Annotated in this window: 23 protein-coding genes; 16 read left to right on the top strand and 7 right to left on the bottom strand. The window is 71.8% G+C overall.

Annotated elements, in window-relative coordinates:
- The first annotated feature begins 17 nt into the window (after nucleotides 1–17).
- Complete coding sequence (locus ACFYYW_RS36350) at nucleotides 18–809, top strand: NAD(P)-dependent oxidoreductase (protein ID WP_352327042.1); 792 nt, start codon at nucleotides 18–20, stop codon at nucleotides 807–809.
- Here the strand turns inward: ACFYYW_RS36350 and ACFYYW_RS36345 are convergent.
- A complete protein-coding gene (locus ACFYYW_RS36345; protein WP_387655787.1) occupies nucleotides 806–1888 on the bottom strand; it encodes a glycosyltransferase in 1083 nt (360 codons plus the stop codon). The two genes, ACFYYW_RS36350 and ACFYYW_RS36345, sit on opposite strands and share 4 nt — an antisense overlap.
- A 38-nt stretch (nucleotides 1889–1926) precedes the next feature.
- Here ACFYYW_RS36345 and ACFYYW_RS36340 point away from each other — a divergent pair, with 38 nt between their 5' ends.
- From ACFYYW_RS36340 to ACFYYW_RS36330, 3 genes are all read left to right on the top strand, one after another.
- Entirely contained in the window at nucleotides 1927–2745 is an 819-nt protein-coding gene (locus ACFYYW_RS36340) for a PIG-L family deacetylase (RefSeq protein ID WP_352327044.1), read from the top strand.
- Between the two features lie 49 nt (nucleotides 2746–2794).
- Nucleotides 2795–3853, top strand: coding sequence for a YbhN family protein (locus tag ACFYYW_RS36335; RefSeq protein ID WP_387655784.1), 1059 nt, complete (start codon nucleotides 2795–2797; stop codon nucleotides 3851–3853).
- A gap of 63 nt (nucleotides 3854–3916) precedes the next feature.
- Complete coding sequence (locus ACFYYW_RS36330) at nucleotides 3917–7321, top strand: BTAD domain-containing putative transcriptional regulator (RefSeq protein WP_387655781.1); 3405 nt, start codon at nucleotides 3917–3919, stop codon at nucleotides 7319–7321.
- Here ACFYYW_RS36330 and ACFYYW_RS36325 read toward each other — a convergent pair.
- Entirely contained in the window at nucleotides 7290–7805 is a 516-nt protein-coding gene (locus ACFYYW_RS36325; protein ID WP_387655778.1) for a hypothetical protein, read from the bottom strand. The two genes, ACFYYW_RS36330 and ACFYYW_RS36325, sit on opposite strands and share 32 nt — an antisense overlap.
- Nucleotides 7806–7960: 155 nt before the next feature.
- Here ACFYYW_RS36325 and ACFYYW_RS36320 point away from each other — a divergent pair, with 155 nt between their 5' ends.
- Entirely contained in the window at nucleotides 7961–8482 is a 522-nt protein-coding gene (locus ACFYYW_RS36320) for a DedA family protein (protein WP_387655775.1), read from the top strand.
- On the opposite strand, the gene ACFYYW_RS36315 is transcribed toward ACFYYW_RS36320, so the two are convergent.
- Entirely contained in the window at nucleotides 8479–8670 is a 192-nt protein-coding gene (locus ACFYYW_RS36315) for a DUF1508 domain-containing protein (RefSeq protein ID WP_352327049.1), read from the bottom strand. The two genes, ACFYYW_RS36320 and ACFYYW_RS36315, sit on opposite strands and share 4 nt — an antisense overlap.
- Before the next feature lie 102 nt (nucleotides 8671–8772).
- Here ACFYYW_RS36315 and ACFYYW_RS36310 point away from each other — a divergent pair, with 102 nt between their 5' ends.
- Nucleotides 8773–9627: a D-alanyl-D-alanine carboxypeptidase family protein gene (locus tag ACFYYW_RS36310; RefSeq protein WP_387655772.1), complete on the top strand. Its 855-nt coding sequence runs from the start codon at nucleotides 8773–8775 to the stop codon at nucleotides 9625–9627.
- Nucleotides 9628–9688: 61 nt separating this feature from the next.
- On the opposite strand, the gene ACFYYW_RS36305 is transcribed toward ACFYYW_RS36310, so the two are convergent.
- Nucleotides 9689–10336 carry a hypothetical protein gene (locus tag ACFYYW_RS36305; RefSeq protein WP_387655769.1) on the bottom strand — a complete coding sequence of 216 codons (648 nt, stop codon included), beginning with the start codon at nucleotides 10334–10336 and terminating at the stop codon, nucleotides 9689–9691.
- A gap of 196 nt (nucleotides 10337–10532) precedes the next feature.
- Here ACFYYW_RS36305 and ACFYYW_RS36300 point away from each other — a divergent pair, with 196 nt between their 5' ends.
- The gene (locus ACFYYW_RS36300) at nucleotides 10533–10826 is read left to right on the top strand and encodes a hypothetical protein (RefSeq protein ID WP_352327052.1); all 294 of its coding nucleotides are present in this window, start codon (nucleotides 10533–10535) and stop codon (nucleotides 10824–10826) included.
- 4 nt (nucleotides 10827–10830) lie between these two features.
- Here ACFYYW_RS36300 and ACFYYW_RS36295 read toward each other — a convergent pair whose 3' ends face one another.
- Genes ACFYYW_RS36295 through ACFYYW_RS36285 form a run of 3 tightly spaced genes read right to left on the bottom strand, consistent with a single transcriptional unit; the run spans nucleotide 10831 to nucleotide 12920 of the window.
- Nucleotides 10831–11280: a group II truncated hemoglobin gene (locus ACFYYW_RS36295; RefSeq protein WP_352327053.1), complete on the bottom strand. Its 450-nt coding sequence runs from the start codon at nucleotides 11278–11280 to the stop codon at nucleotides 10831–10833.
- A 58-nt stretch (nucleotides 11281–11338) separates the two neighbouring features.
- Complete coding sequence (locus ACFYYW_RS36290; protein ID WP_387655765.1) at nucleotides 11339–12154, bottom strand: TrmH family RNA methyltransferase; 816 nt, start codon at nucleotides 12152–12154, stop codon at nucleotides 11339–11341.
- Nucleotides 12147–12920: a DUF4184 family protein gene (locus ACFYYW_RS36285; protein ID WP_364412399.1), complete on the bottom strand. Its 774-nt coding sequence runs from the start codon at nucleotides 12918–12920 to the stop codon at nucleotides 12147–12149. The genes ACFYYW_RS36290 and ACFYYW_RS36285 overlap by 8 nt, the downstream gene beginning before the upstream one ends.
- A 139-nt stretch (nucleotides 12921–13059) precedes the next feature.
- On the opposite strand from ACFYYW_RS36285, the gene ACFYYW_RS36280 reads away from it, so the two are divergent.
- The 9 genes from ACFYYW_RS36280 (at nucleotide 13060) to ACFYYW_RS36240 (ending at nucleotide 23090) form a co-directional block, all read left to right on the top strand.
- Complete coding sequence (locus ACFYYW_RS36280) at nucleotides 13060–13698, top strand: hypothetical protein (RefSeq protein ID WP_352327056.1); 639 nt, start codon at nucleotides 13060–13062, stop codon at nucleotides 13696–13698.
- A 134-nt stretch (nucleotides 13699–13832) separates the two neighbouring features.
- A complete protein-coding gene (locus ACFYYW_RS36275; RefSeq protein ID WP_387655762.1) occupies nucleotides 13833–15605 on the top strand; it encodes a substrate-binding domain-containing protein in 1773 nt (590 codons plus the stop codon).
- A 139-nt stretch (nucleotides 15606–15744) separates the two neighbouring features.
- Nucleotides 15745–17274 (top strand): sigma factor-like helix-turn-helix DNA-binding protein, encoded by a 1530-nt coding sequence (locus ACFYYW_RS36270; protein WP_387655760.1) that lies wholly within the window; start codon nucleotides 15745–15747, stop codon nucleotides 17272–17274.
- 274 nt (nucleotides 17275–17548) lie between these two features.
- A complete protein-coding gene (locus ACFYYW_RS36265) occupies nucleotides 17549–17917 on the top strand; it encodes a hypothetical protein (protein ID WP_352327059.1) in 369 nt (122 codons plus the stop codon).
- Nucleotides 17914–19044 (top strand): GNAT family N-acetyltransferase, encoded by a 1131-nt coding sequence (locus ACFYYW_RS36260; protein WP_364391661.1) that lies wholly within the window; start codon nucleotides 17914–17916, stop codon nucleotides 19042–19044. Before ACFYYW_RS36265 ends, ACFYYW_RS36260 begins: the two co-directional genes overlap by 4 nt.
- A 150-nt stretch (nucleotides 19045–19194) precedes the next feature.
- Nucleotides 19195–20028, top strand: a complete 834-nt coding sequence (locus tag ACFYYW_RS36255) for a glycosyltransferase family 2 protein (protein ID WP_387655756.1) — start codon at nucleotides 19195–19197, stop codon at nucleotides 20026–20028.
- An 11-nt stretch (nucleotides 20029–20039) separates the two neighbouring features.
- Nucleotides 20040–20981 carry a glycosyltransferase family 2 protein gene (locus ACFYYW_RS36250; protein WP_358288006.1) on the top strand — a complete coding sequence of 314 codons (942 nt, stop codon included), beginning with the start codon at nucleotides 20040–20042 and terminating at the stop codon, nucleotides 20979–20981.
- Complete coding sequence (locus ACFYYW_RS36245) at nucleotides 20978–21781, top strand: polysaccharide deacetylase family protein (RefSeq protein WP_352327063.1); 804 nt, start codon at nucleotides 20978–20980, stop codon at nucleotides 21779–21781. The genes ACFYYW_RS36250 and ACFYYW_RS36245 overlap by 4 nt, the downstream gene beginning before the upstream one ends.
- Nucleotides 21774–23090 (top strand): lipopolysaccharide biosynthesis protein, encoded by a 1317-nt coding sequence (locus ACFYYW_RS36240; protein ID WP_387655752.1) that lies wholly within the window; start codon nucleotides 21774–21776, stop codon nucleotides 23088–23090. The genes ACFYYW_RS36245 and ACFYYW_RS36240 overlap by 8 nt, the downstream gene beginning before the upstream one ends.
- Nucleotides 23091–23095: the final 5 nt, after the last annotated feature.

The raw sequence follows: 23095 nt of genomic DNA, 5'->3' as shown, positions 1-23095 counted from the left end.
TGCCGCACAATGTCGGCATGGAGATGATCGTGCTCACCGGCGCTGCCGGCATGGTGGGCGGTGCCGTACGCGAGCGGCTCCGCCGGTCCGCCACCAGGCTCGTCCTGGCCGACCGGGTGCCCATGGAGGCCGGGCCGGGTGAGGAGGCCGTCCGCACCGACCTGTCGGACCTGGCCGAGACCGTGGCGCTGGTCAAGGGCGCCGACGCGATCGTGCACCTGGCCGGGGTGCCGGACGAGGCGCCCCTGCCCGACCTGCTCGACGGCAACGTGCTGACCACCCACCGCGTGCTGGAGGCGGCCCGGCTGGCCGGCGTGCCGCGCGTGGTGCTGGCCGGCAGCAACCGCCTGACCGGCATGTACCCGGCCACCGCCACGATCTCCCCCGACCTGCCGCCGCGCCCCGACGGCCTGTACGGCGTCAGCAAGGCCGCCGTCGAGGCACTCGGCCGCCTGTACGCCGACAAGTTCGGCCTCGAAGTGGTCTGCCTGCGCATCGGCAGCCTGGAGCCCGAGCCGCAGGACGTCCGCCACCTGGCGACCTGGCTGAGCCCGCGCGACTGCGCCGGGTTCGTGCACGCCGCCGTCACCACGCCCGGCCTGCGCTTCCTGGCCGCCTACGCCGTCTCGGCCAACACCCGCCGCTTCTGGCTGCTCTCCCCCGAGCTCGGCTACGAGCCCGAGGACGACGCCGAGTCGTACGCCGCCCGCGTGACCGGCACGCCGGCCGCCTTCTTCACCGACGACACCCCGCAGGGCGGCGACTTCGCCGCGCCGGAGTACACGCTGCGCAGGGGCGGGCTGGCCTAACGCGCGATCGCCTGCTCGTAGGCCCGGTCGAACCCCTCCAGCACCCCGGCCCACGAGCCCGCGACGGGCGGCGTCGAGCGGTTGTGGGCGGCGATCTCCCGGCGCAGCCCCGCGTCGGAGCACAGCCGGGCCACCGCCCCTGCCAGGTCGTCCAGGGTGCGGCCGAGCAGCCCCTCGGTGCCGTCCTTGACGAAGTCGGCGACGCCGCTCTGGGCCCTGGCCACCACCGGCACGCCGGCCGCCCGCGCCTCCAGCGCCGCGATGCCGAACGACTCCCTGGGCGCCGGGGCCACGAAGACGTCGGCCGACTCCAGCAGCTTGGCGATCTGCTCCCGCGAGTAGCGGCCGGGCAGCGACACCCAGCCGGTCATGCCGTGCTCGGCCAGGAAACGTTCCATGCGGGCGCGCGCGGGGCCGTCGCCGACGATCGTGGCGCGCATCGGGATCGCGGCGGGCACCCGCGCCCGCGCGGACCGCAGCAGCCTGAGCAGCCGTACGGGCTGCTTGCGCGGCGCCAGCCGGCCGACGCCCACCACGTGCACCTCCGCCCGCTCGGCTGGCACGCCGGGGGCGGGCGCCCAGCCCGACAGGTCGAGGCCGTTGGAGACCACCCGCACCGGCACGCCGGGCCCGGCCACCGCCCTGATCGGCGCCGCCGCCGCGGTGCTCACCGTGGTGGCCACCAGCCCCCACCGCTGCCAGCCGAACGCCAGCCGCAGCAGCCGGTAGAGCGCCCGCGTGACCGGGTCCCACATGCTGTGCACGGTGACCACGCACGGCACCCCCGCCCGCCGCGCCGCCCGCACCCCCATCCAGGCGAACGGCGAGACCGCGCCGGTGTGCACGTGCACCACGTCGGGCCGGACGACGGAGATGCCCCGAGTGAGATGCCCCACTCCGAACGGATGGACCGGCAGGTCGAACGGCATCCTGGCGACGACCCTGCGCACGCCCGGCAGCGCCTCGCCCCTGGTCGCCGTGGCCACGACCACGTCGTGCCCGGCCTCGCGCTGCGCCCGCACCAGGTCGGCCACCTGGACCTCGATCCCCCCGAGTCTCGGCAGGTAACAGTCACTCACGTGAAAGATCCGCACCCCTCCCAGACTAATCTGGGCGTGTGCCTCCACGTACCGCGGTCTTCTTCCACGCCCATCCCGACGACGAGGCCCTGCTCACGGCGGGCACCATGGCGATGCTCGCGGCCGAGGGCCACCGCGTGGTGCTCGTGGTCGCCACCGCGGGCGAGCGCGGCCTGGCCGAGATCGGCCCCGGCGAGGAACTGCGCGAGACCAGGCTCAAGGAGCTCTACGAGTCGGCCGCGCTGCTCGGCTGCGCCCGCGTCGAGTGCCTGGGCTACGGCGACTCCGGGCTGAGCCCCAAGGGCGGCGTCGCCGAGGAGCGGCCCGACAACGCCTTCATCGACGCCGACACCGAGGCGGCGGCCAGGGCCCTCGCGGCGATCCTGGAGGAGGAGAAGGCCGAGCTGCTGTCGATCTACGACCCGGCCGGCGGCTACGGGCACCCCGACCACGTGCAGGTCCACCGGGTGGGCAAGCGGGCGGCGCAGATCGCCGGCACGCCGATCGTCCTGGAGGCGACGGTCAACCGCGACCCGCTGGTGCGGCTGCTGCGCATGGCGGGCCGGGTCTACAAGTTCCCGCCGGAGTTCGACGTGCGCACGTTCGAGAGCGCGTACTCGGCGAGCGACACGATCACCCACCGGGTCAACGTCCGCCGCTACGCCCGGCAGAAGCGCGCCTCGATGGCCGCGCACGCGTCCCAGGCCAGCGGCGGCGACAGCGACCGCACCCTCGCCGTCATGCTGAAGGTCCCCGGCCCGCTCTACCGTCTGGTCTTCGGCACCGAGTGGTTCGTACGCCGCGACCTGCCGCCCGGCACTCGTCTCACTCACCCTTTCGACCCATGGCCGAAGTAGCACCTGAGGGTGACGTGCCGGCTCCGGCGACCCGTCAGACTGGTGGGCGATGAAGAACAAGCCGCTCCAGATCACCCTGTCCGTCCTGTCGCTCGGGCTGGCCGTGCTGCTCGTGGTCTACCTGCCGCAGATCGTGCACGCGCTCACCGGCAAGCCGGTCTCCTGGCGCGAGATCGGCGCGGTCTTCGGGGCGCTCAGCTTCGGCCAGATCGCCCTGATGACGGCCCTGTGGCTGCTGAGCCTGCTGGCGTACACGTTCGTGCTGACCAACTCGCTGCCGGGGCTGAACAACCTCCAGGGCCTGGCGCTCAACGCGGCGGGCAGCGCGGTCAGCAACCTGCTGCCGTTCGGCGGCGCGGTCGGGGTGGCGCTGTCGTTCGCCATGACCAGGGGCTGGGGCTTCGCCAACCGGCCCATCGTGGTGATGACGCTGGTCAGCGGCATCTGGAACACGTTGTTCAGGTTCATCCTGCCGGCCGTGGGCATCATCGCGCTGCTCATGGCGGGCGAGGTGCTCGACCCGGCGTTCGTCCGGGCTGGCTGGACGGGCGCGATCTCCATCCTGGCGCTGTGCCTGGTCGTGGCGGTCGCCCTCTACTGGGACCGGGCCGCCGCCGCGCTCGGCCGGGCGCTCGACGGGCTCACCCGGCTGCTGCGCCTGAAGGTGCACGCCTCCGAGGCCTTCCACCGGCTGCGCGCCGACACCACGGAGGTCGTCCGCACGCGCGCGCTCGGCCTGTCGCTCGGCATGGTGTTCTTCCTGGGCTTCCAGTGGGCGATCATGGCGGCCTGCATGACGGCCACCGGCGCCTGGCCGGGCCTGGCCCAGTCGATCGCGGTCTTCGCGCTGTCCCGCGTGCTCACCAGCGCCGTCATCACGCCCAGCGGGGCCGGGATCATGGAGAGCGGGGTCGCCGCGATGCTGATCACGTTCGGCGTGCCCGGCACTCCGGCCGTCGCGACAGCACTACTTTTCGGCTTCTGGACTTACACTATCGAGATCCCGTTCGGCGGTCTCGCGCTCGGCGCGTGGGCGCTCCTGCGCAGGCGCAACGGCCGGAACGCCGCCGCGGAACCCCCGTCCGCGATCTCGAAGGCCCCGCAGTGACAATCCCAAAGCCATCAAAGACCTTGTGCGCCCTTCGGAAGCCCGCATAGCGTGGCGGCTGACATGGTGGCGTTCCGGGTTCTGGGGCCAGTCGAGGCGTACGAACACGACGACGAACTCGACCTCGGCGGGTTGCGGCAGCGGGCCGTCCTCGCCCGACTTCTCGTGGCCAGAGGTCAGGTCGTGCCGGTTGACACGCTTCTTTACGACCTGTGGGACGACGACGCCGCCAAGGGCGCCCAGTCGGGCCTGCAGGTCTACATCTCCCGCCTGCGCAGGGTGCTCGAACCGGGCCGGCCGCGCGGCGGCCCCAACCGCCTGCTGGTGACCGTCGCCTCCGGCTACGCGCTGCGCGTGGCCGCCGAGCAGGTCGACGCGCTGCGCTTCGAGCAGCTGGTCAGGGCGGCGGGCGAGCACCTCGAAGAGGGCGACCCGCAGTCCGCCCGCGGCCGCCTGGAGAAGGCGCTCGGGCTGTGGCGCGGCACCCCCTACTCCGACTTCGCCGACCAGCCCTGGGCGGAGGCCGAGGTCAACCGGCTGGCCGAGCTGCGCCTGGTGGCCCGCGAGCGGCACGCCGACACCGGCCTGCGGCTGGCCCTGCACGCCGAGACCGTCCCCGACCTGGAGGCGCTGACCACCGAGCACCCGCTGCGCGAGGAGGGCTGGCGGCTGCTGGCGCTGGGCCTCTACCGCTGCGGCAGGCAGGGCGACGCGCTGGCCGCGCTGCGCAGGGCCAGGAACATGCTGGCCGACGAGCTGGGCATCGACCCCGGGCCCGCGCTGCGCAAGCTGGAGTCCGACATCCTGGCCCAGGCCCCCGAGCTGGAGCTGGCCGCGCCGCCGCGTCCCGCCAGGCCCGCCCCGGTCACCGACACCTGGCCGCCCCGGCCGGCCGCCGCGCACGTCGAGCCGCCGCCGCTGGAGCCCGAGCCGTTCGTCGGCCGCGACGCCGAGCTGGCCAGGCTGACCACGGCCGCCTCGCGCACCGGCCGCTTCCAGGTCGCGATCGTGACCGGCGTCGCGGGCGCGGGCAAGACCACGCTGCTGCGCCAGCTCGACGGCAGGCTCGGCGCCGACGGCTGGATCACCGCCTCCGGCGCCTGCCCCGACTCCAGCGCGACCCCGCCGGGCTGGGCCTGGGTGGAGATCCTGCGCTCGCTGATCGGCGCCACCGGCGCCGGCGAATACGCCCAGCTCCTGGCCCCGCTGCTCGACGACACCGCCCCCGACCCCGACGAGGACGAGGTCTCGGGCGGCTTCCGCCTGCACCGCGCGGTCGGCGGCTACCTCGCCGGCGTGGCCCGCCGGGCGCCGGTGCTGCTCACCCTGGAGGACCTCCACTGGGCCGACGACCAGACGCTGGCCCTGCTGCGCGCGCTGCCCAGCCTGCTGGCCACCAGCCGCGTGCTGCTGGTCGTGACGTGCCGGGAGAGCGAGCTCGACGACCGCCAGTCCGACGTGCTGGCCGCCCTGGCCCGGCTTGAGCCGCTGCGCGTGGGCCTGTCGGGCCTCGACCCCAAGGCCGTGGCCGAGCTGGTCAAGGCCACCTGCGTCCGCGAGATCGACGAGGACGCGGTCGAGTCCATCGTCGAGCGCACCGGCGGCAACCCGTTCTTCGTGCGCGAGACCGTCCGGCTGCTCGACGCCGAGGGCGCGGCCGACCGGGCCAGCGCCACGCAGGTGCTCTCGCGGGTGCCCTCGGGCGTGCGCGACGTGCTGCGGCGGCGCATCTCGCGGCTGCCCGCGGGCGCCCAGCAGATCCTGCTCCAGGCCGCGGTGATCGGCCGCGACGTCGACCTCGACGTGCTGGTCACGGTCGCCGGCGACGAAGACGCGGTGATCGAGGCGGTCGAGGCCGCGCTGCTGGCCGGGCTGGTGACCGAGCCGGGGCCTGGGCTGCTGCGCTTCGACCACGACCTGGTGCGCGACACGATCTACTCCGACGCCTCCCGCCTGCGCCGCACCCGCCTGCACGCCGCGGTCGCCGCGGTGATCGAGCAGCGCACGTCCTCCGACGTGGCGGCGCTGGCCCACCACTACTTCCTGGCCGACGCGGCCGAGAAGGCCGTCCACTACGCGGGCCTGGCGGCCGAGCAGGCCGAGCGGCGCTTCGCCCACCGCGAGGCGGCCACCCTGTGGGAGCAGGCCATCGCGGCCTTCGACCGCGGCGGTCCGCGCCAGGACGGCAAGGGCCGCGAGTCCGAGCCGGAGCGCGCCAAGGAGCGGCTGCGGCTGATGCTGCGGCAGATCAAGGCGCTGGCGTTGTGCGGCGACATGACGGCCGCCAGGCTGCTGCGCCGCCAGGCCATGGACGCCGCGCTGCCGCTGGGCGATCTGGAGATCACCGCCAAGGTGGCCGCGTCGCTGGCGGTGCCGCACAAGGGCATGGCCCGCGACTTCACCCGTACCGCGTGGGAGATCGTCGACGTCACCGAGAAGGCGCTCATGGAGCTGCCGGCGGGCGAGCAGCGCCTGCGGGCGAGCCTGCTCACCACGCTGGCGCTGGAGCTGGAGGGCTCCTCCGCGCCCGAGCGCGGGCGGCAGGCGTCGCTGGAGGCGCTGGAGCTGGCCAGGCAGAGCGGCGACCCGACGCTGATCGCGGCGGCGCTGAGCGGCCGGCTGCGCCAGTCCTACGACATCCCGGCCGTCGACACCCGCGAGGGCATCGGCAGGGAGCTGCTGGAGGTCGCCCAGCGCTCGGGCCAGATGGCCACGCAGGCCCTGGCCCACCTGGTGCTGCTGGAGTGCGCGGCGGCCAGGGGCGAGTTCGCCGTCGCCGACGAGCACGCCGCCGCCGCCGACCGCCTGGCCAAGCAGTACGACCTGTCCGCCCCCGCGGCCGTCGTCGTCTGGTACGCCGGTCAGCGCATGATGATCGCCGGCGACTACGCGGGCGCCGAGCGCACCTACCGCGAGGCCGCCAGGATGACCGCGCGGGCCGGCATGCTCGAAGGCCGCCAGGACCTCCCGCTGATCACCGCGTTCTGCCTGCACCTGGTCGACGGCCGGGCGGCCGAGACCGTCGAGCTGCTGGCGCCGGCCCACCAGCGCGGCGCCAAGTGGACGCTCGACGCCTACGCCCTCGCCCTGGCCTCGGCCGGGCACCTCAACGACGCCAGGGCCGTGGCCGCCACCCGCCCGCCCGTCCGGCCCGACTTCCTCTACGAGCTGGTGATGACCTGGCGGGCCCTGGCGGGCATGCTGCTCGACGACCGCGAGCGCATGGTCGACTGCTATGACAAGCTCAAGCCGTTCGCCGACCGGGTGGCCGGCGCGGGCACGGGCGTCGTGGCGTTGTGGCCGGTGGCGCTGACCCTGGGCGACCTGGCCATCCGGCTGGGCCAGCCCGACGCGGCGCGCGAGCACTACGAGAAGGCTCTCGAGGTGGCCCAGCGGGTGGGCGTGCCGCGCTGGGTGGAGGCGGCGCGCCGCTCGGTCAGCAGCTCACCTGGAAACGCTCGCTCGTGACGGTCCCGCCGGGCCGGGCGATCAGCTCGACCCGGTACCAGCCGGCGTTGCCGGAGATCTGCGGCCGCCACTCCACGTTCCGGCTGCCGCCGGCGAACCCGGAGTGGTCCGCCAGGTAGGTGCGCCACGTCCCGGTCGCCGGGCTCCAGCGCGACAACCGCCAGCGGTACAGGACGGTCGTGCCGGGCCGCGGGTTGACCAGCAGGCCGCGGGCCAGGAACGACCTGCCGCAGCCGGGGGCGTCGTCGGTCAGGGCGCTGAGGGCGATCTCGCCCGCCCGCGCGGGGACGTTCTGCCGGGCCGGGGCGGTGATGGGCAGCTCGCGGGCCGAGAGGGTGACGGTCCGCACCGGCTCGGCGGCCGACCCGGCGCTGCTGTAGGCGGAGAAGCCGACGTAGGCGCTGGTGAAGGCGAGCGCGGCCACGAAGAGCTTGACCGCGTTGGCGGTACCGCCGGCCAGGACCACCGCACTTCTCGACGACATGATCAACACCCCTTTTGCTCAGTTCAGATATAGGGCGGGATGGTTGAGGGGTGGTTGTCGGCTACTTGCAGCCGGTGACCTGGCCTTGCAAGCTGATGTGGCGGAACGTCTCTTCCTTGACTAAGGTAAGGCTGACCTAAGGCGTTGGAGTGGGGGTGAGCGGGCTGATGTGGCATGCGGCTGCCGCCCTCCCCGATCCCGCCCGGCCGTTCTGGTTCGGGCTGCCGTACTGGCTGGTGGGGGCCGTTCTCATCCTCGCGCTGTTCGGCGCGTTCCAGGTCTACTACTGGGTCGGCCGCAAGCTCGGCGAGAAGCTCTACGAGTCCAAGGTCGGCGTGCGGCTCGGCCGCGAGCGCATCGCGCGGATCGAGGGCGTCGTCGAGAAGTGGGGCGCGCTGGCCGTCTACGGCTGCTTCTGGGTGCCCATGCTGCGGCACACGCTGCCGTGGGTGGCGGGCGCGCTGCGGGTGTCCTATCCCTGGTACGTGGTGGCGAGCGCGCTCGGCTGCCTGACCTGGGCGCCGATCTGGTGGTTCGGGCTCACGGCGCTGGTGTGGGGCTGGCTGCAACTGGCCGCCCGCTCGCCCGTCAGCGCGCTGGTCCTGCTGCTCGTGGTCGCGGCCGGCGTGGCCTGGTTCTTCGTGCGCCGTCGGCGCAAGGCCCTGGCCTCGTCCTAGACGGTGGGCGGGGCCTGGTCGTCGATGGCGGCGTCGGGGGCGTTCCTGCGCACGGTCTCGATGCCGTTGACGCAGGCGGCCTTGCTCGGATAGCCCTCGCCCACGGCCAGCGTCTGCCCGTTGTTCGCGACGAGCGCGAAACGGAAGGTGCCCCGCTCGTCCTGACTGATGATGAATCTGCCTGCCACGGCCTCGTCTCCCCGCAGATGTCGGATCTATCAAGCATTTACCCCCAACTGAGGGCCACTTACGGCCGAGTTTCGCAAACCAACCCTTGATCTCCTGCGAACATGTCTGGCATGCGTATTGGGGGTTTCATCGGCTCTGCCGTACTCGCGTTGGTTGTGGGGATCTCTTACCCGGCGTCCGCCGCACGAGCCGCCGACGCCCCGACCGTGAAAGCGGGGGCGGCATATGTAGTGGACTCGGACGGAACGATCCACTTCGCGAAGCGGGAGACCCGGCGGGTGCCGGTCGCCAGCCTGGTCAAGGTGATGACGGCCTACGTCGTCCTGCGCGAGGGACGCCTGAACGAGCCGATCACCGTCACCGCCGCGGACACGAAGCACGCGACCAGCAACGGCGCGACCACGGCCGGCCTGCGGAAGGGCGAGCGCCTCACGGCCAGGGACCTGCTGTACGGCCTCATGCTCCCCTCGGGCGCCGACGCGGCCAACGCCCTGGCCAGGGAGTACGGGCCGGGCAAGACCGCGTTCGTGGCCAAGATGAACCGGGCCGCGCGCTCGCTCGGCCTCGGCGACACCCGCTACACCAACCCCGACGGACTGCCCACGCCGGGCAACGGCGGCTACTCGACCGCCGTGGACCAGGTCAAGCTGGCACAGCGGGCGATGGCCGACCCGGTCTTCCGCACGGTGGTGGGCAGCAAGGTGTACAAGGTCGCCAAGTCGGCCCTGCACGGGGCGCACACCTGGCGCAACTCCAACAAGCTGCTCGGCCGTTCCGCGGACGTCGTGGGCGTGAAGACCGGGTACACGAACGCGGCGCAGTACTGCCTGCTGTTCGCGGGCGACCGCGGCGGCCGGCGCGTGTTCGGCGTCCTGCTGCACGACGGGGACGAGCGCCGCTTCAGCACCGCCGAGCAGCTGCTGGACTTCGCGGGCGAGCAGATCGCCGGCGGCTGACCCCGAAGACCGAGACCTGCGGGAGACCAGCCGAAGGTGAGGCGGCCGGAGATCGGGGCGGTCAGCCGAAGGTGAGGCGGCCGGCCGCGGACAGCGTGCCCAGGCCGCCGGTCGCGCAGGCCAGCAGGCCCATGGCGGGCGTGATCGTGCCGTGGACGCGCTCGCGGTCCAGCGGCCCCGACACGACCGTGCCGGTCAGGAAGCTGTCGGCCGGGCTCTGGGTGGCCAGCCGGTCGGCCCGCGTCCGCACCTCCGAGGTGCCGACCGGCCGCCCGTCGAGGCCGAACCAGGTGATGCGGGCGGTGCCGTGGACCTGCCGGGCGCTCGCGCACGAGGCCCGGCCGACGCTCTTCAGGGCGACCCAGCCCGAGCGCAGGTAGGGGGCCGACCCGTCGCCCGACAGGCAGCCGGTGAGCTGGAGGTTCCCGCGGGCCGACACCGGCCTCGCGGTGAGGCCGATGCGCGGGCTGAAGGTCAGCGGCCGGCCGGCCGGGGAGCTGACGGCGCAGGTCAGGGCGCTGCGGTCGGCGGAGGCGGCCCGCGGCTGCGCGGTCGCCGCCGGGCGCACGACCGCTCCCGCGCGGGGAACGTGCGGGGTCGTGAACGCGGGCGGGGTCGTGAACGCGGGCGGGGTCGTGAACGCGGGCGGAGTCGTGAACGCGGGCGGGGTGGCCGCGACCGCGGCCGCGATGATCCAGGTCGGCTTCACGGGACCTCCGTCGGTCGCTCTCGGTGATCGGCGCATCACATCTTGCCGCATCCTGTCGCGATTGAGGCCGCCGATCTCGGGTACCGGCTCGTCGCAACCGCCGCCACCCCGGCGGATTTCGGCCGCCGGAAGCCCACCCCGCGGTCGATTCACGCAGATAGGGTGGCGAATGTACCCCTCCGCAATAAGGAAGATCATGGCGGAATTCATCGAAGTCCGCACGACGATCGAAGGCCATGAGCAGGCCGCCGCGCTCGCGCACACGATCCTGCTCGCGGGGCTGGCCACCTCGATCGACATCGCGGAAGTCCCGGCCGCGCAGGCCGGGGTCTCCTGGCAGCTCACCCTCATCACACCGCGCGAACAGGCCGCCGCGCTGGCGGCGCACATCAGCGCGAACGGCGGCGCCGGCCCCGTGGAGACCCAGCCGGTGCTGCACGACGTCGACGCCTACCCCGACTGGCTCACCGAAGACACCGACCTCCCCTGACCGGCTACTCCGGCGGCCGCTCCCAGTCCCAGCGCGGCACCTCGCGCAGCGGGTGGAGCTGGTCGTCGGTCTCGGCGTGGGAGTTCTGCAGCGCCACCTGCGTGCCGAACTCCACGTGCGAGCGGAGCGAGGCCCGGAACGGCTCGTCGCCGGGCAGCCCCGCCGCGTCGGCGGCCTCCATGTACAGCTCGACGAACCGCCGCCGCTGGGCCTCCTCGATGCCCAGCCCGCGGTGCGCCTCGATGAGCAGCGGGAAGCCGCCCATCTCCGCCGAGAACGTGTCGGGGCCGCCGAACGTCTCGACGGTGAAGGCGGTCAGGTTGTCCACGTGGCTCGCCTTGCCCTCGCCGAAGAGCGGCTGGAGCAGCGGGTCGGCCAGCAGGCTGCGGTAGAAGATCTCGATGAAGCGGCGTAAGCCCTCTTCGCCGCCGGCGTGCTCGAACAAGGTCTGCATGATTACAGGGTTACCCGCCTGGTCGAAGCGCCACCAGACCCATTCGCGCCCTCGGACGTCAGTGCGCGGTGGAGCGCATCAGGCCGTGGCAGGCGATCGCCGCCGCGGCCACCACGTTGAGCGAGTCGACGCCCGCGTCCATCGCGGCCGGGCTCATGGGGATGCACACCGCGTGGTCGGCCTCGTGCAGCCAGTGGGAGGACAGGCCGTCGCCCTCGGAGCCGAGCAGCAGCGCCACGCGTTCGCCCATCGGCACCCGGTCGAGGGGGACCGCGCTCTGGTCGGGGGTCAGCGCCAGGGTCTGGAACCCGGCCGCCCGCAGCTCGCCGAGGCCGGTGTACCAGTCGTCGAGCCGCGCGTACGGGATCGAGAAGACCGCGCCCATGGAGACCTTCACCGCCCGGCGGTAGAGCGGGTCGGCGCAGCGCGGCGAGAGCAGGACGCCGTCCACGCCGAGCGCGGCGGCGCAGCGGAAGATCGCGCCGACGTTGGAGTGGTCGACCAGGTCCTCCAGGACCAGCAGCCGGCGGGCGCCGCCCTTGATCAGGTTCTCGGCCGTGGGCAGCGGCAGGCGTCGCATGGAGGCCAGCGCGCCGCGGTGGATCTGGAAGCCCGCGATGCCGGTCATCAGCTCGTCGCTCACCTCGTAGACGGTGGCGTCGCCGATGACGTCGGACAGCGACTCGTACCAGCGCCGGGTGGTCAGGACCGAGCGGATGGGGTAGCCGGCGGCGATGGCCCGCCTGATCACCTTCTCCCCCTCGGCGAGGAACAGGCCGCGCTCCGCCTCCAGGCTCTTGCGCAGCTCGACGTCCCGCAGCCGGGTGTAGTCGGCGATTCGGGGGTCGTCGGCGTCGAACACGTAGTCAGGCACCTTCCGATACTGCCATGCGCCGCCTGACCTGCCAGACGACCGCATAGCAGGCCAGGACGGCCGACAGCCCGACCACGGTGCCCGCGCCCGTCTTGGTGAGCACGCTCCGGAAGCCGAACGCGGGGTTGGGCTCGTCCACCAGCGGCCACAGCAGGGCGCCGGCGACCGTGCCGAGCGCGCAGGCGGCCAGCACCGCCCACCGCACGGCGGGCGCGAGCCGCAGGCGGCCCGGCACGCCGGCCGCCTCGGCGCGGGACAACGCGCGCCAGGCCCACCACACCACCACGGCCAGCCCGACGGCCGACGAGGTGTACTGCAGCACGCTGAAGAGCCTGGTCGTGCCGAAGACGGGGGTGTCCGGCCAGGCGCCCCAGCGGGCGGAGGCGTAGGAGTGGGTGAAGGAGTCCCAGAACAGATGGGTGGCCGAGCCGATCACGCCGCCGGCCACCACCGGCAGGATCCTGAGCCGGCCCGGCCGCAGGAGCGCCGCGGCCGGGCCGGCCAGGGACGGCGGCAGCAGCGAGATCAGCGGATCGCGCAGCACGAGGTGGAACAGCGGCAGGAGCAGCAGCACCGCGGCCAGGTCGAGGGTGAGCACGCCCTGCCAGGAGTGCCAGTCGCCGTAGACCGGCAGGAACGGCAGGAAGATCGGCAGATCGGGGACCATCGCCCCGAGCGCGAGCGCCCACGGATCGGCGAACCGCCGCGCCCGGCCGGACGCCACGAGCGGCAGCACGGCGGCGATGTGACTGGGCGTGAACGGCACGATCCCTCCCCCGGACGATCACCGCCATTATCCGGTGAATCTTGAACATCCTTTGCCGCACAGGGCTTAAGGTCACCATGGGTCATGGGTACGTTACGTAACGCTGTCGCCGGCCGGACAGCCGGGAGTTCGGGGGTTCATGGTGTCTGACCAGCGGATTCATGAGCATCCGGCCGCGACGGCCGACTGGCTGCGGGCCGCCCGCGCCGCGCGTGCGCTGTCGGTGGCCACGCTCGCCTGGCTGGCCGTGGAGAGCACGCTGGGCCTGGCCGCCGGGTTGTCGGCGCATTCCGTCGCGCTGATCGGGTGGGGGCTGTCGGCCTTCGCCGAGGCCGGGGCGAGCCTGATCGTGGTGTGGCGCTTCACCGGCGCCCGCACGCTCTCGCCGCACGCCGAGACCACCGCCAGGCGCGCGGTGGCGGTGAGCTTCTGGCTGCTCGCGCCCTACCTGGTCGGGCACGTCGCGCACGACCTCGACGCCGGCCACCGGGCCGTGCCGACCGTGCTCGGCATCGTGGTCACGACGGTCAGCCTGGTCAGCATGCCCGCGCTGGGGCTGGTCAAGCGGCGGCTGGGGGCGCGGCTGGCGTCGGCGGCGACGTCCGGCGAGGGCACCCAGAACCTGATCTGCGCCGCCATGGCGGCCGGCGTGCTGGCCGGTCTGTGGCTGAACACGCTGGGCTGGTGGTGGGTGGATCCGGCCATGGCGGTGGCCCTCGCGGCGGTCGCGGTGCGTGAGGGAGCGCGCGCCTGGCGCGGTCACGCCTGCTGCCATTGACCGCCACTCTCCGTAATAGGCGCACCAAAAGAGCGGTTTTGCCACACAGAGCCCACCGAGTAGTGTTCCCGGAGTATTGCGGAGCAACTCCCGCTAGGGTCTCCGGAAGGTCTCAACACACCTAAGAGGACATCGTGGGGCGACACCGGACAGACGAGCTCGACGGCGGCTACCGAGCCCAGGAACCACCCTCCCGCAGGCGGTCGGTCAGCGGGCGTGGCAGGGTGCTCGTACCGCTGGCCGGGGCCGTCGCGCTGGCCGTGCTCCTCGGTGTCGCGGCGTTCGTGATCTTCAATCGGGAGCACGACTGCTCGGCCGGCAAGCTGCCGCTGCGCGTCGTGGCCACCCCCGACATCCACCCCGCGCTCAACAAGATCGCCGCCAACTACACCAAGGCCCTGCACTCGATCGACAGCAAGTGCGTCGAGGTCACCGTGACCAGGGAGGCGGCGGCCAAGACCGCGAACGGGCTGGCCGCCGGCAAGTCCGCCGCGGACGTGTGGGTGGCCGACTCCAGCCTGCTGGTGGGCAACCTCCGCAACTCCCCCGCGGGCTCGGCGCTGCCGCAGCCGGCCGGCTCGATCGCCGTGTCGCCCGTCGTGCTGGCGGCGGCCAAGTCCGCCGCGGCGAAGCTGTCCGCCAGTCTCACGCCGAGCTGGGCGGGCATGATCGCGGCGGCCAACGTGGCCAACCCTGACGGTCCCGGCCGCAAGGTCCGGGTGCTGGCGCTCGACCCGCAGAAGAACTCCGCCGGGCTGGCCGCGCTGCTGGCCGCCGCCACCTCCGCCAAGGAGGCCGGGCAGAACAAGGCGCTGGTCGGCGCGCTGAAGGAGATCTCCGGCCAGCTCGCCTCCGACCCGGCGGCGCTGCTGGCCAGCCTGACGGTGAAGTCGGGCAGCAAGGTGCCGGTCGGCGTCGCCTCCGAGCAGGCCGTCTACGCCCACAACGCCAAGAAGCCCGAGGCTCCGGTGGTCGCCCTCTATCCCAAGGAGGGCACGCTCAGCCTCGACTACCCGATCACGATCGTCACCAAGGACCCGGCGACCCAGAAGGCGGCCGCGGACTTCAGGCAGGACCTCGGCACGGACGCGGCCAAGAAGATCCTGCGCGACGCCGGCTTCCGCAGCCCCGACGGCAAGGCGGGCGAGGCGCTGACGAAGGAGAAGGGGTTCGTCCCCGACAAGCCGGAGGCGCTGCCCAGACCCGACGCCAAGAGCGTGGCCTCGATGGTGCAGACCTGGTCGCGGCTGAACCTCGGCACCCGGCTGCTCACCCTGCTCGACGTCTCCGGCACGATGGCGCTGCCCGTCCCCGGCACGAACATGACCCGCATGCAGGCCATCAACAAGATCGCCATGGAGGGCCTGGGGCTGTTCCCGGCCGACTCCGAGCTGGGCCTGTGGACGTTCTCCACCCACATGGACGGACAGGGCAAGGACTGGCAGGAACTCGTCTCCGTCGGCCCGCTCGCCGAGTCCACCAACGGCGTGCTGCGCAAGCAGGCATTGGTCCGGCAGTTCGGGCAGATCCAGGCCAAGGCCACCGGCGACACCGGCCTGAACGACACCGTCAAGGCCGCCTACGCCGAGCTGACGAAGACGTACCAGGAAGACAAGATCAACACGCTGCTGATCCTGACGGACGGCGCGGGCAACGACGACCCCGACGGCGGCGTCTCGAACGCCCAGATCCTGCAGTACCTCAAGAAGACCTACAACCCGAAGCGGCCGATCAGCATCCTGCTCATCGCCTTCGGGCCGGAGGCCGAGGCGGGCCGCAAGCAGATGGACGCGCTGGCCAGGACGACCGGCGGCGAGGCCTACATCGCCAAGGACGTGCTCCAGGTCCGCGACTTCTTCCTCCAGGGCATGGAACGCCGCCTCTGCGCCCCCGACTGCGACGGCTGAGCCACTCCTGTCACACGGATCACCAGCTCATGCCGGTTCGGCATGACCGCGGCCGCGCCGGTCAACCTGGCCGATCGAGGCGGCGTCCTCTCCCGCGTGGGGGCCTGAGCGCCCGTTCCACCCGCGGGGAGGGGAATCCGTGCCTGGATGGCCGACGGTCGGCCGCGCCGACGATCAGGAACTGGTCGCCGCTCTGCGGCGGGCCGACACCGACGCCCCCGCCGCCCTGTACGACTCCTACGGCGAACGGCTCTACGACTACGCCCTCACGCTGATCGGCGACCGGGACTCGGCCGGCGACGCCGTGCACGACGCCCTGGTGACCGCGCAGGGCTGCGTGGACCGGCTGAAGGAGGCCGGCCGCCTGCGCGCCTGGGTGTACGCGCTGACCAGGTTCCAGGTCCGGGCCAGGATGGCGCATCGCGGCACGCCCGCCGGGGGCCTGCCGCAGGCGCCTGGGGAGCCCGACTCCGAGCTGGCCGGGCTGGTCCGCGAGACGCTGGGCGAGCTGAGCGGGAACGAGCGCGAGATCGTCCTGCTGTCGCTGCGGCACGGGCTGACGCCGGTCGAGGTCGCCTCGGTGCTGGGGCTGACCTCCCGCCAGGCCGCCACCCGGCTGGGCCGGGCCCGCGACCAGCTGGAGAACGCGGCCGCGGCGGTCGTCCTGGCGAAGACGGGCCGGGCGCACTGCCCGGACCTGTCGGCGATGGTGGACTCCTGGGAGGGGCCGCTCACGCCGTTGCTGCGGCGGCGGCTGTCGGGGCACATCGCCGGGTGCGAGGTGTGCACCGAGGGCAAGCACCGCCAGGTGTCGGCCTCGCGCCTGCTCGACCTGGTGCCGGTCGAGTTCCCGCCGCTCTCGCTGCGCCACCGGGTGGTGGACACCTGCGTCGACCCCGGGCGCGACCAGACCAGGACGCTGATCACCGACCGCGGCGACAACTTCGACCGGACCGGCTTCCCGGTGGCCGCCGAACGGCGCTCGCGCCGCCGCCGTCCGCGCCGTCTCGGGCCGGTGGTGCTGGCCGGGGCGTGCGTGCTGGCCGCCACGGGGGCGGTGGTCGTGCTGAACGGCGGCGACGCCGCGCCGACCGCGCTCACCCGGACGCCCACGCCTGCCGTCTCCCCCTCCGCCGAGCTCACGCCGGCGCCGGAGGAGGACGTGACGCCCGAGCCCACGCCCGGCGCCGACGCGCCGGAGACGTCCCCGTCCGCCACGCCGACGGTCCGGCGGCCCGCCCGGCGGCCCAGCGGCGGGCCGGCCGCGCCCACGGTGAGCCGCCGCAGGCCCGCGCCGGTCGCCCGGCTCGGCACGACGTGTCCCGCTTCGATCGCGGGCGCCGCCAAGATCGGGCTGCGCGCCCGCAACGCCGCGGTCTCCTGGGTGGCGACCGCGTCACAGGGCCTCGACGTCTTCCCCGCCAGCGGTTCGGTCAAGGCGGGCGGCTCGGTGTCGATCTGGGTGACCGTCGTGGACCCGAGCGCCGGCGGCCGCGGCCGCGTCTCGTTCACCTCGAACGGCGGCGCCGCCAGTTGCTCGCTGGCCTGGAACGCCGACCGCTCCCCCGAGACCGATCCCCCCTCCGATCCGCCCACGCCCACCGCCGACCCGTCCGAGACCCTGAGCGAAGGGCCGAGCTCGAATGTGGACGCGGCACCACAAGGGTGACGAACACTTCCCCAGGGAGAGCGGACATAACGGGATAAACAGGACCCTGGCTCGAACATCATAGGCCACATAGGGCATTCTGGTTAGCTTGGGGAACACGCCCGGAAACCCGGAGTCACCACGTCATGTGGCGGACGTCACAGGAGAAACTTCGCCATGCCGGTGAACCTCAACGGCTCACCAAGCGTCGGCATTGACGTGCCCGGACCAGGATTGGTCCCATGAAAATCGATCAACCATGTCTTGACCGGAAAGAGCAGGAGAGAAACAGGAGATGCTCAAGCACCGCAGAGCGCTGGCATGGCTGCTGGCGCTCGCCTGCATAGCGGGGGCCGTGGTCGCGCTGTTCGACCTCGACACCCCGCTGCGCCCGTTCTTGATCTCCCTGTTCCTCATGGTGGTGCCGGGGGCGGCGGTGGTGGGGCTGTTGCGCGATCGTGACCCCCTTGCCGCACTATCAGTAGGAGCCGCGGCCAGCCTCGTCCTGAACGTGCTCCTCGCCGAAGCCATGCTGCTGTTCAACGCATGGTCGCCCAGAGCCGGCGTGGCGACGGTCGCCGTGCTCGGCGGGTTCATGTACGTGCTTCGCGTGTTGTACCGGGGGAAGAACATGCAGACCGAACAGGGGGCCAGGGCAAGGTGAACATCCAGGTAGTGCGCCCGAGAGACCTCGGAGACGCCGAACGCGCCCGATGGCGGGAGCTGCAGAAGGCCGATCCGAGTCTGGACAACCCGTTCCTCTCCGTCGAGTTCGCCGTGGCGATGGACCGCTTGCGTGACTACGTGAGGGTGGCGGTCATCTCCGACGGCAACCGCATCGCCGGGTTCTTCCCGTACGAACGGCACAGCTTCGGCATCGGCAAGCCGCTCGGCGGCTTCCTGACCACCTGCCACGGCCTGATCGCGCTCCCCGACCTGCGGCTCGACGCCAAGCAGCTGCTGCGCGCCTGCAAGCTCAGCGTGTTCGACTTCGACCACCTGGTCGCCGGCCAGCCGACGTTCGCCCCGTACGAGGCCGACGTGCGCCCGGCCCCCGTGATGGATTTCACCTCCGGCTTCGACTCCTGGCTGGAGCAGGTCAAGGCCAACTCCCCCAAGAACCTCAAGACCGTCCGCTACAAGGAGCGCAAGTTCGGCCGGGAGCAGGGCGGGCTGCGCTTCGAGTGGAACGCCACCGACCCCGAGGTCCTGCGCACGCTCCTGGCCTGGAAGTCCGACCAGTACCGGCGCACCGGCCGGGTCGACCGGTTCGCCCAGCCCTGGATCGTCGAACTCATCGACATGATGCATGCCGAGAAGTCATCGGACTTCTCCGGCATCCTCACCATGCTTTATGCCGGGGACGTGCCTGTTGCCGGGCATTTCGGTCTCCGTACCGCCACAACGCTTGTAGGGTGGTTCCCCGCCTACGACACCGAGTACGCCCGCTACTCGCCCGGCATCGTCCACCATCTGCAGATGGCCGAGGCCGCCGCGAACGACGGGATGCACATGGTTGACATGGGCAAGGGCGGCAAGGAGTACAAAGACTGGCTCAAGAGCGGGGTCCTGTACGTCGCCGAGGGCCGCATCTCACGACCGTCCGCGACAGCGGCCGTCCACTGGATGGGCCGAACTCCTTTCAACAAAGCTCGAACAATCGTGTTGGATCGACCGTCTCTTTATAAGGCGGCCGACCGCGTCCTCAAGGGTTTTGGTCGGGTGCGCACCTCGATGCAGCAGCAGCAGGAGTCACCCAATGTAGTCAAGGAACCAACGGGAGCCGGCTGAACGCTCCCGGCATCACCCCCCGGCACCAGCACACACCCTCACTCCACAGGACCCAACAATGCACCGCTCGTCGGCTCCGTCATTCCCGCAGCACCCGGGGATGACTCCGTGCGGTGAGCAGGGCCGGGTCCCGGAAGGATATCCCTCGTCATGAGTCCCGAGATCACCAAGCACAACGGCAAGGTTCAGAAGTCCCCCTTGCGCTCCATGCCGCCCCCTTCGAGTTTCACGCCCGTCACCCCTCACCTGGCCATTTCCCCGACGGTGAGCGTGGTCGTGCCGGCGATGAACGAGGCGGAGAACCTGCCGCACGTCTTCGCGACGATCCCCCAGTGGGTCGACGAGATCGTGCTCGTCGACGGCAACTCCGTCGACGACACGGTCGAGGTCGCCAAGCGCCTGCGGCCCAACGTGAAGATCGTCACGCAGACCGGCAAGGGCAAGGGCGACGCCCTGGCCGCCGGCTTCGCCGCGTGCACCAGCGACATCATCGTCATGATCGACGCCGACGGCTCGACGGACGGCCGCGAGATCATCTCGTTCGTGGGCGCCCTCGTGACCGGGGCCGACTTCGTCAAGGGCTCGCGTTACGCCGCCGGGGGCGGCAGCGACGACCTGACGCTCAACCGGCGCCTGGGCAACAAGGTCCTGACCGGCATCGTCAACGTGATGTACAAGACCAACTACACCGACCTGTGCTACGGCTACAACGCGTTCTGGGCGCGTCACCTCGACGTGCTCGACCTCGACTGCGACGGCTTCGAGGTCGAGACCCTGATGAACGTGCGGGCGGCCAAGGCCGGGCTGAAGGTGCACGAGGTGCCCAGCCACGAGCGCAACCGCATTCACGGCGAGAGCAACCTGCGTGCCGTACGAGATGGCTTCCGTGTGCTCAAGACGATCCTGAAGGAGTGGCGCCGCCAGCCCTCCGCCCCTCAGCCTGAGCCCACCGCCACTCCCGCCGCTGACCGAGGCGTCGCGTAAGAGGAACCGTTGTGAACACGTCTGTTGTCATCTGCGTCTACACAGAAGAGCGCTGGGAGGACATCAGGCAGGCAGTCGAGTCGGTCGAGAACCAGAGCCGCCCGGCACACGAGCTGATCCTGGTGGTCGACCACAATCCGGACCTGCACCTGAAGCTCAAGCGCGCCTATCCACAGGCCATTGTGGTGGAGAACACGCACGAGCAGGGGCTGTCCGGCGGCAAGAACACCGGCGTGGCCACGGCCACCGGTGAGATCGTCGCGTTTCTCGACGACGACGCGGTCGCCGACGCGGGGTGGCTGGAGGCTTTGGAGGAGGGCTTCCAGGAATCCGGTGTGGTGGGCGTGGGCGGGCGTACCGACCCCTTGTGGGCGTCGAAGCGCCGGCCCCGCTGGTTCCCGTACGAGTTCGACTGGACGGTCGGGTGCACGTACCGCGGCATGCCCGCGGTACGCGCGCCGATCCGCAACGTCATGGGCGGCAACGCCGCCTTCCTGCGCGAGGTCGTCGCCGAGGTCGGCGGCTTCCACAGCGGCATCGGCCGCAGCGTGCAGGGCCGCAAGTCGCGCCCGCTGGGCTGCGAGGAGACCGAGTTCTGCATCAGGCTGAGCCAGCGCAAGCCGGGCTCGGTCATGCTGTTCGAGCCCCGCGCTGTCATCGGGCACAAGGTGTCCAGGCAGCGCGAGGGCTTCGCCTACTTCAGGTCCAGGTGCTACGCGGAGGGCCTGTCGAAGGCCCTGGTCACGCGGGAGGTCGGCACCCAGGACGGCCTGGCCAGCGAGCGCGCCCACGCCATGAAGACGCTGCCGCTCGGCGCGCTGCGCGGCGTGGGCGACGCCCTGCGCGGCGATCCGTCCGGGCTCGGCAGGGCCGCCGCGATCGTCGTCGGCCTGGCCTGGACGACCTGGGGTTACGTGGTTGGCACGGCACGGCTGAAGGTGGCACGCTCATGATCCGCATTCCGATCCTGATGTACCACTCGGTCAGCGACAGCCCCAACGACGAGACGCGGCCGCACGCCGTGCGGCCGTCCGACCTGGCCGAGCAGCTCGCCTACCTGTCGGAGAGCGGGTTCACCCCGCTCACGCTGGGCGACCTGGTGGCCGCGCTGAACAAGATCGACGGCCGTACGGTGCCGGCGAAGCCGATCGTGCTGACCTTCGACGACGGCTACGCCGACTTCCACAGCCAGGCGCTGCCCCTGCTCGACCGCTACAACTTCCCGGCCACGGTCTTCCTGACCAGCGGCTGGGTGGCCGACGCGGGCAAGGACGCCGCGGGCCGTCCGCTCGACGACATGCTGTCGTGGGGCCAGGCCCGCGAGGCCGCCCAGAACGGCATCGAGATCGGCGGCCACAGCCACAGCCACCCGCAGCTCGACCAGCTCCGCACCGACGACCTGCGGCAGGAGCTGCGCAGGAACAAGGGCCTGCTGGAGGAGAAGATCGGCGCGCCGGTCGCCACCATGGCCTACCCCTACGGCTACTCCAGCGCCCGGGTCCGCCAGGAGGTGCGCAAGGCCGGCTACTTCGCCGCCTGCGCCGTGAGCAACACCATCGCGGCCGACCGCCACGACATGCTCGCCATCCCCCGGCTGACGGTCGGCAAGCCGACGACCATCAGCATGTTCAAGCGCGCCGTCGAAGGCAACGCCGTGCCTCTCATCTACCTGCGCGAACGCATCCTCACCAAGGGGTACGCGGTCGTCCGGCGGACGAGGTACGGGCTGCAGCGGGTGCGCGGAAATGTCTAGCCTGCGGGAAAAGCTCCTCCGCGACCTCAGCAATCCGCTCTTCCGCCAGGGTTACGCCCTGATGGCCAACACGGTCGTCACGGGCACCCTCGGCATGGGCTACTGGCTGCTGGCGGCGCACTTCTACACCCCCGAGGAGTTCGGGCGCGGCCAGGCGGTGATCACCGCGATGCGGCTGTTCGCGTCGCTGACCGCGCTCGGCTTCGTGGGCGCGCTGGCCCGCTTCCTGCCGGTGGCCGGTCGGCGCACGCCCGAGCTGATCCTGCGCGGCTACGGCCTGGCCGCCGCCACGGGCGGGGTCGCGGCGCTCGGCTTCCTGCTGACGTTGCCGCTGTGGGGGAAGACGTACTCGGTGCTGGCCGGGTTCGGGCCGGGGTTGTTCTTCCTGGCCTCGGTGCTGGTGTGGGCCGTCTTCACACTCCAGGACGTCGTGCTCACCGGGTTGCGCAAGGCCACCTGGGTGCCGGTCAACAACCTGGTGTTCGGCCTGGTCAAGATGGGCCTGCTGGTCGCGCTGGCCGGCGCGCTGCCCGACGGCGGGATCTTCGTCTCGTGGATGATCCCCACCGCGCTCGCGCTGATCCCGGTCAACTGGCTGATCTTCGGCTTCGTCGTGCCCCGGCACGTCAAGAGCCTCGGCACCGCCCACGAGCCGCCCGGCCTGCGGCAGATCGGCCGGTTCCTGGCCGGTGACTTCCCCGGCACCCTGTCGATCCTGGCGATCGTCTACCTGGTGCCCGTGGTGGTGGCGACCAAGGTGGGCGAGGCCACGTTCGGGCGCTTCTCGATGGCCCACACGCTGGCCAGCATGATCGAGCTGCTGGCCATGAACATGGCGGTGTCGCTGACGGTCGAGGGTTCCTTCGATCGTTCCAAACTGGCTCTGAACTGCCGGCGGGCGCTGCGGCGCGGCTTCATGATCGTGACGCCGATCATCGCGGTGGCCATCATCGGGGCGCCGCTGATCCTGACCGTCTTCGGCGCCAAGTTCGCCGACGAGGGGTCCACGCTGCTGCGGCTGATGGCGCTGGCCGTGCTGCCGCGGGTGCTGATCGAGGTGTACCTGAGCGCGTTGCGGGCACAGAGCCACGCGCGCACGCTGGCGCTCGTGCAGATCGGGCTGGCGGTGCTGGTGCTGGTGTCCACGGTGGCCCTCTTCCCGCACTTCGGGGTGAACGCGGTGGGTTACGGGCTGCTCTTCAGCGAGCTGCTGGTGGCACTTCTGATCTTCGGAAATCTACGCAAAATACTCAATTTTGGTGAAACTGGGCAGCCGACTGTCACTCAGGGGTCGTCCGGGGCCGCATGATGGTC

It is taken from the genome of Nonomuraea sp. NPDC001831 (genome assembly GCF_042892035.1).
In the GTDB taxonomy this organism is placed as follows: Bacteria; Actinomycetota; Actinomycetes; order Streptosporangiales; family Streptosporangiaceae; genus Nonomuraea.
The sequence above is the reverse complement of the archived record's forward strand: the minus strand, read 5'-3'. Positions and strand labels throughout refer to the sequence as shown.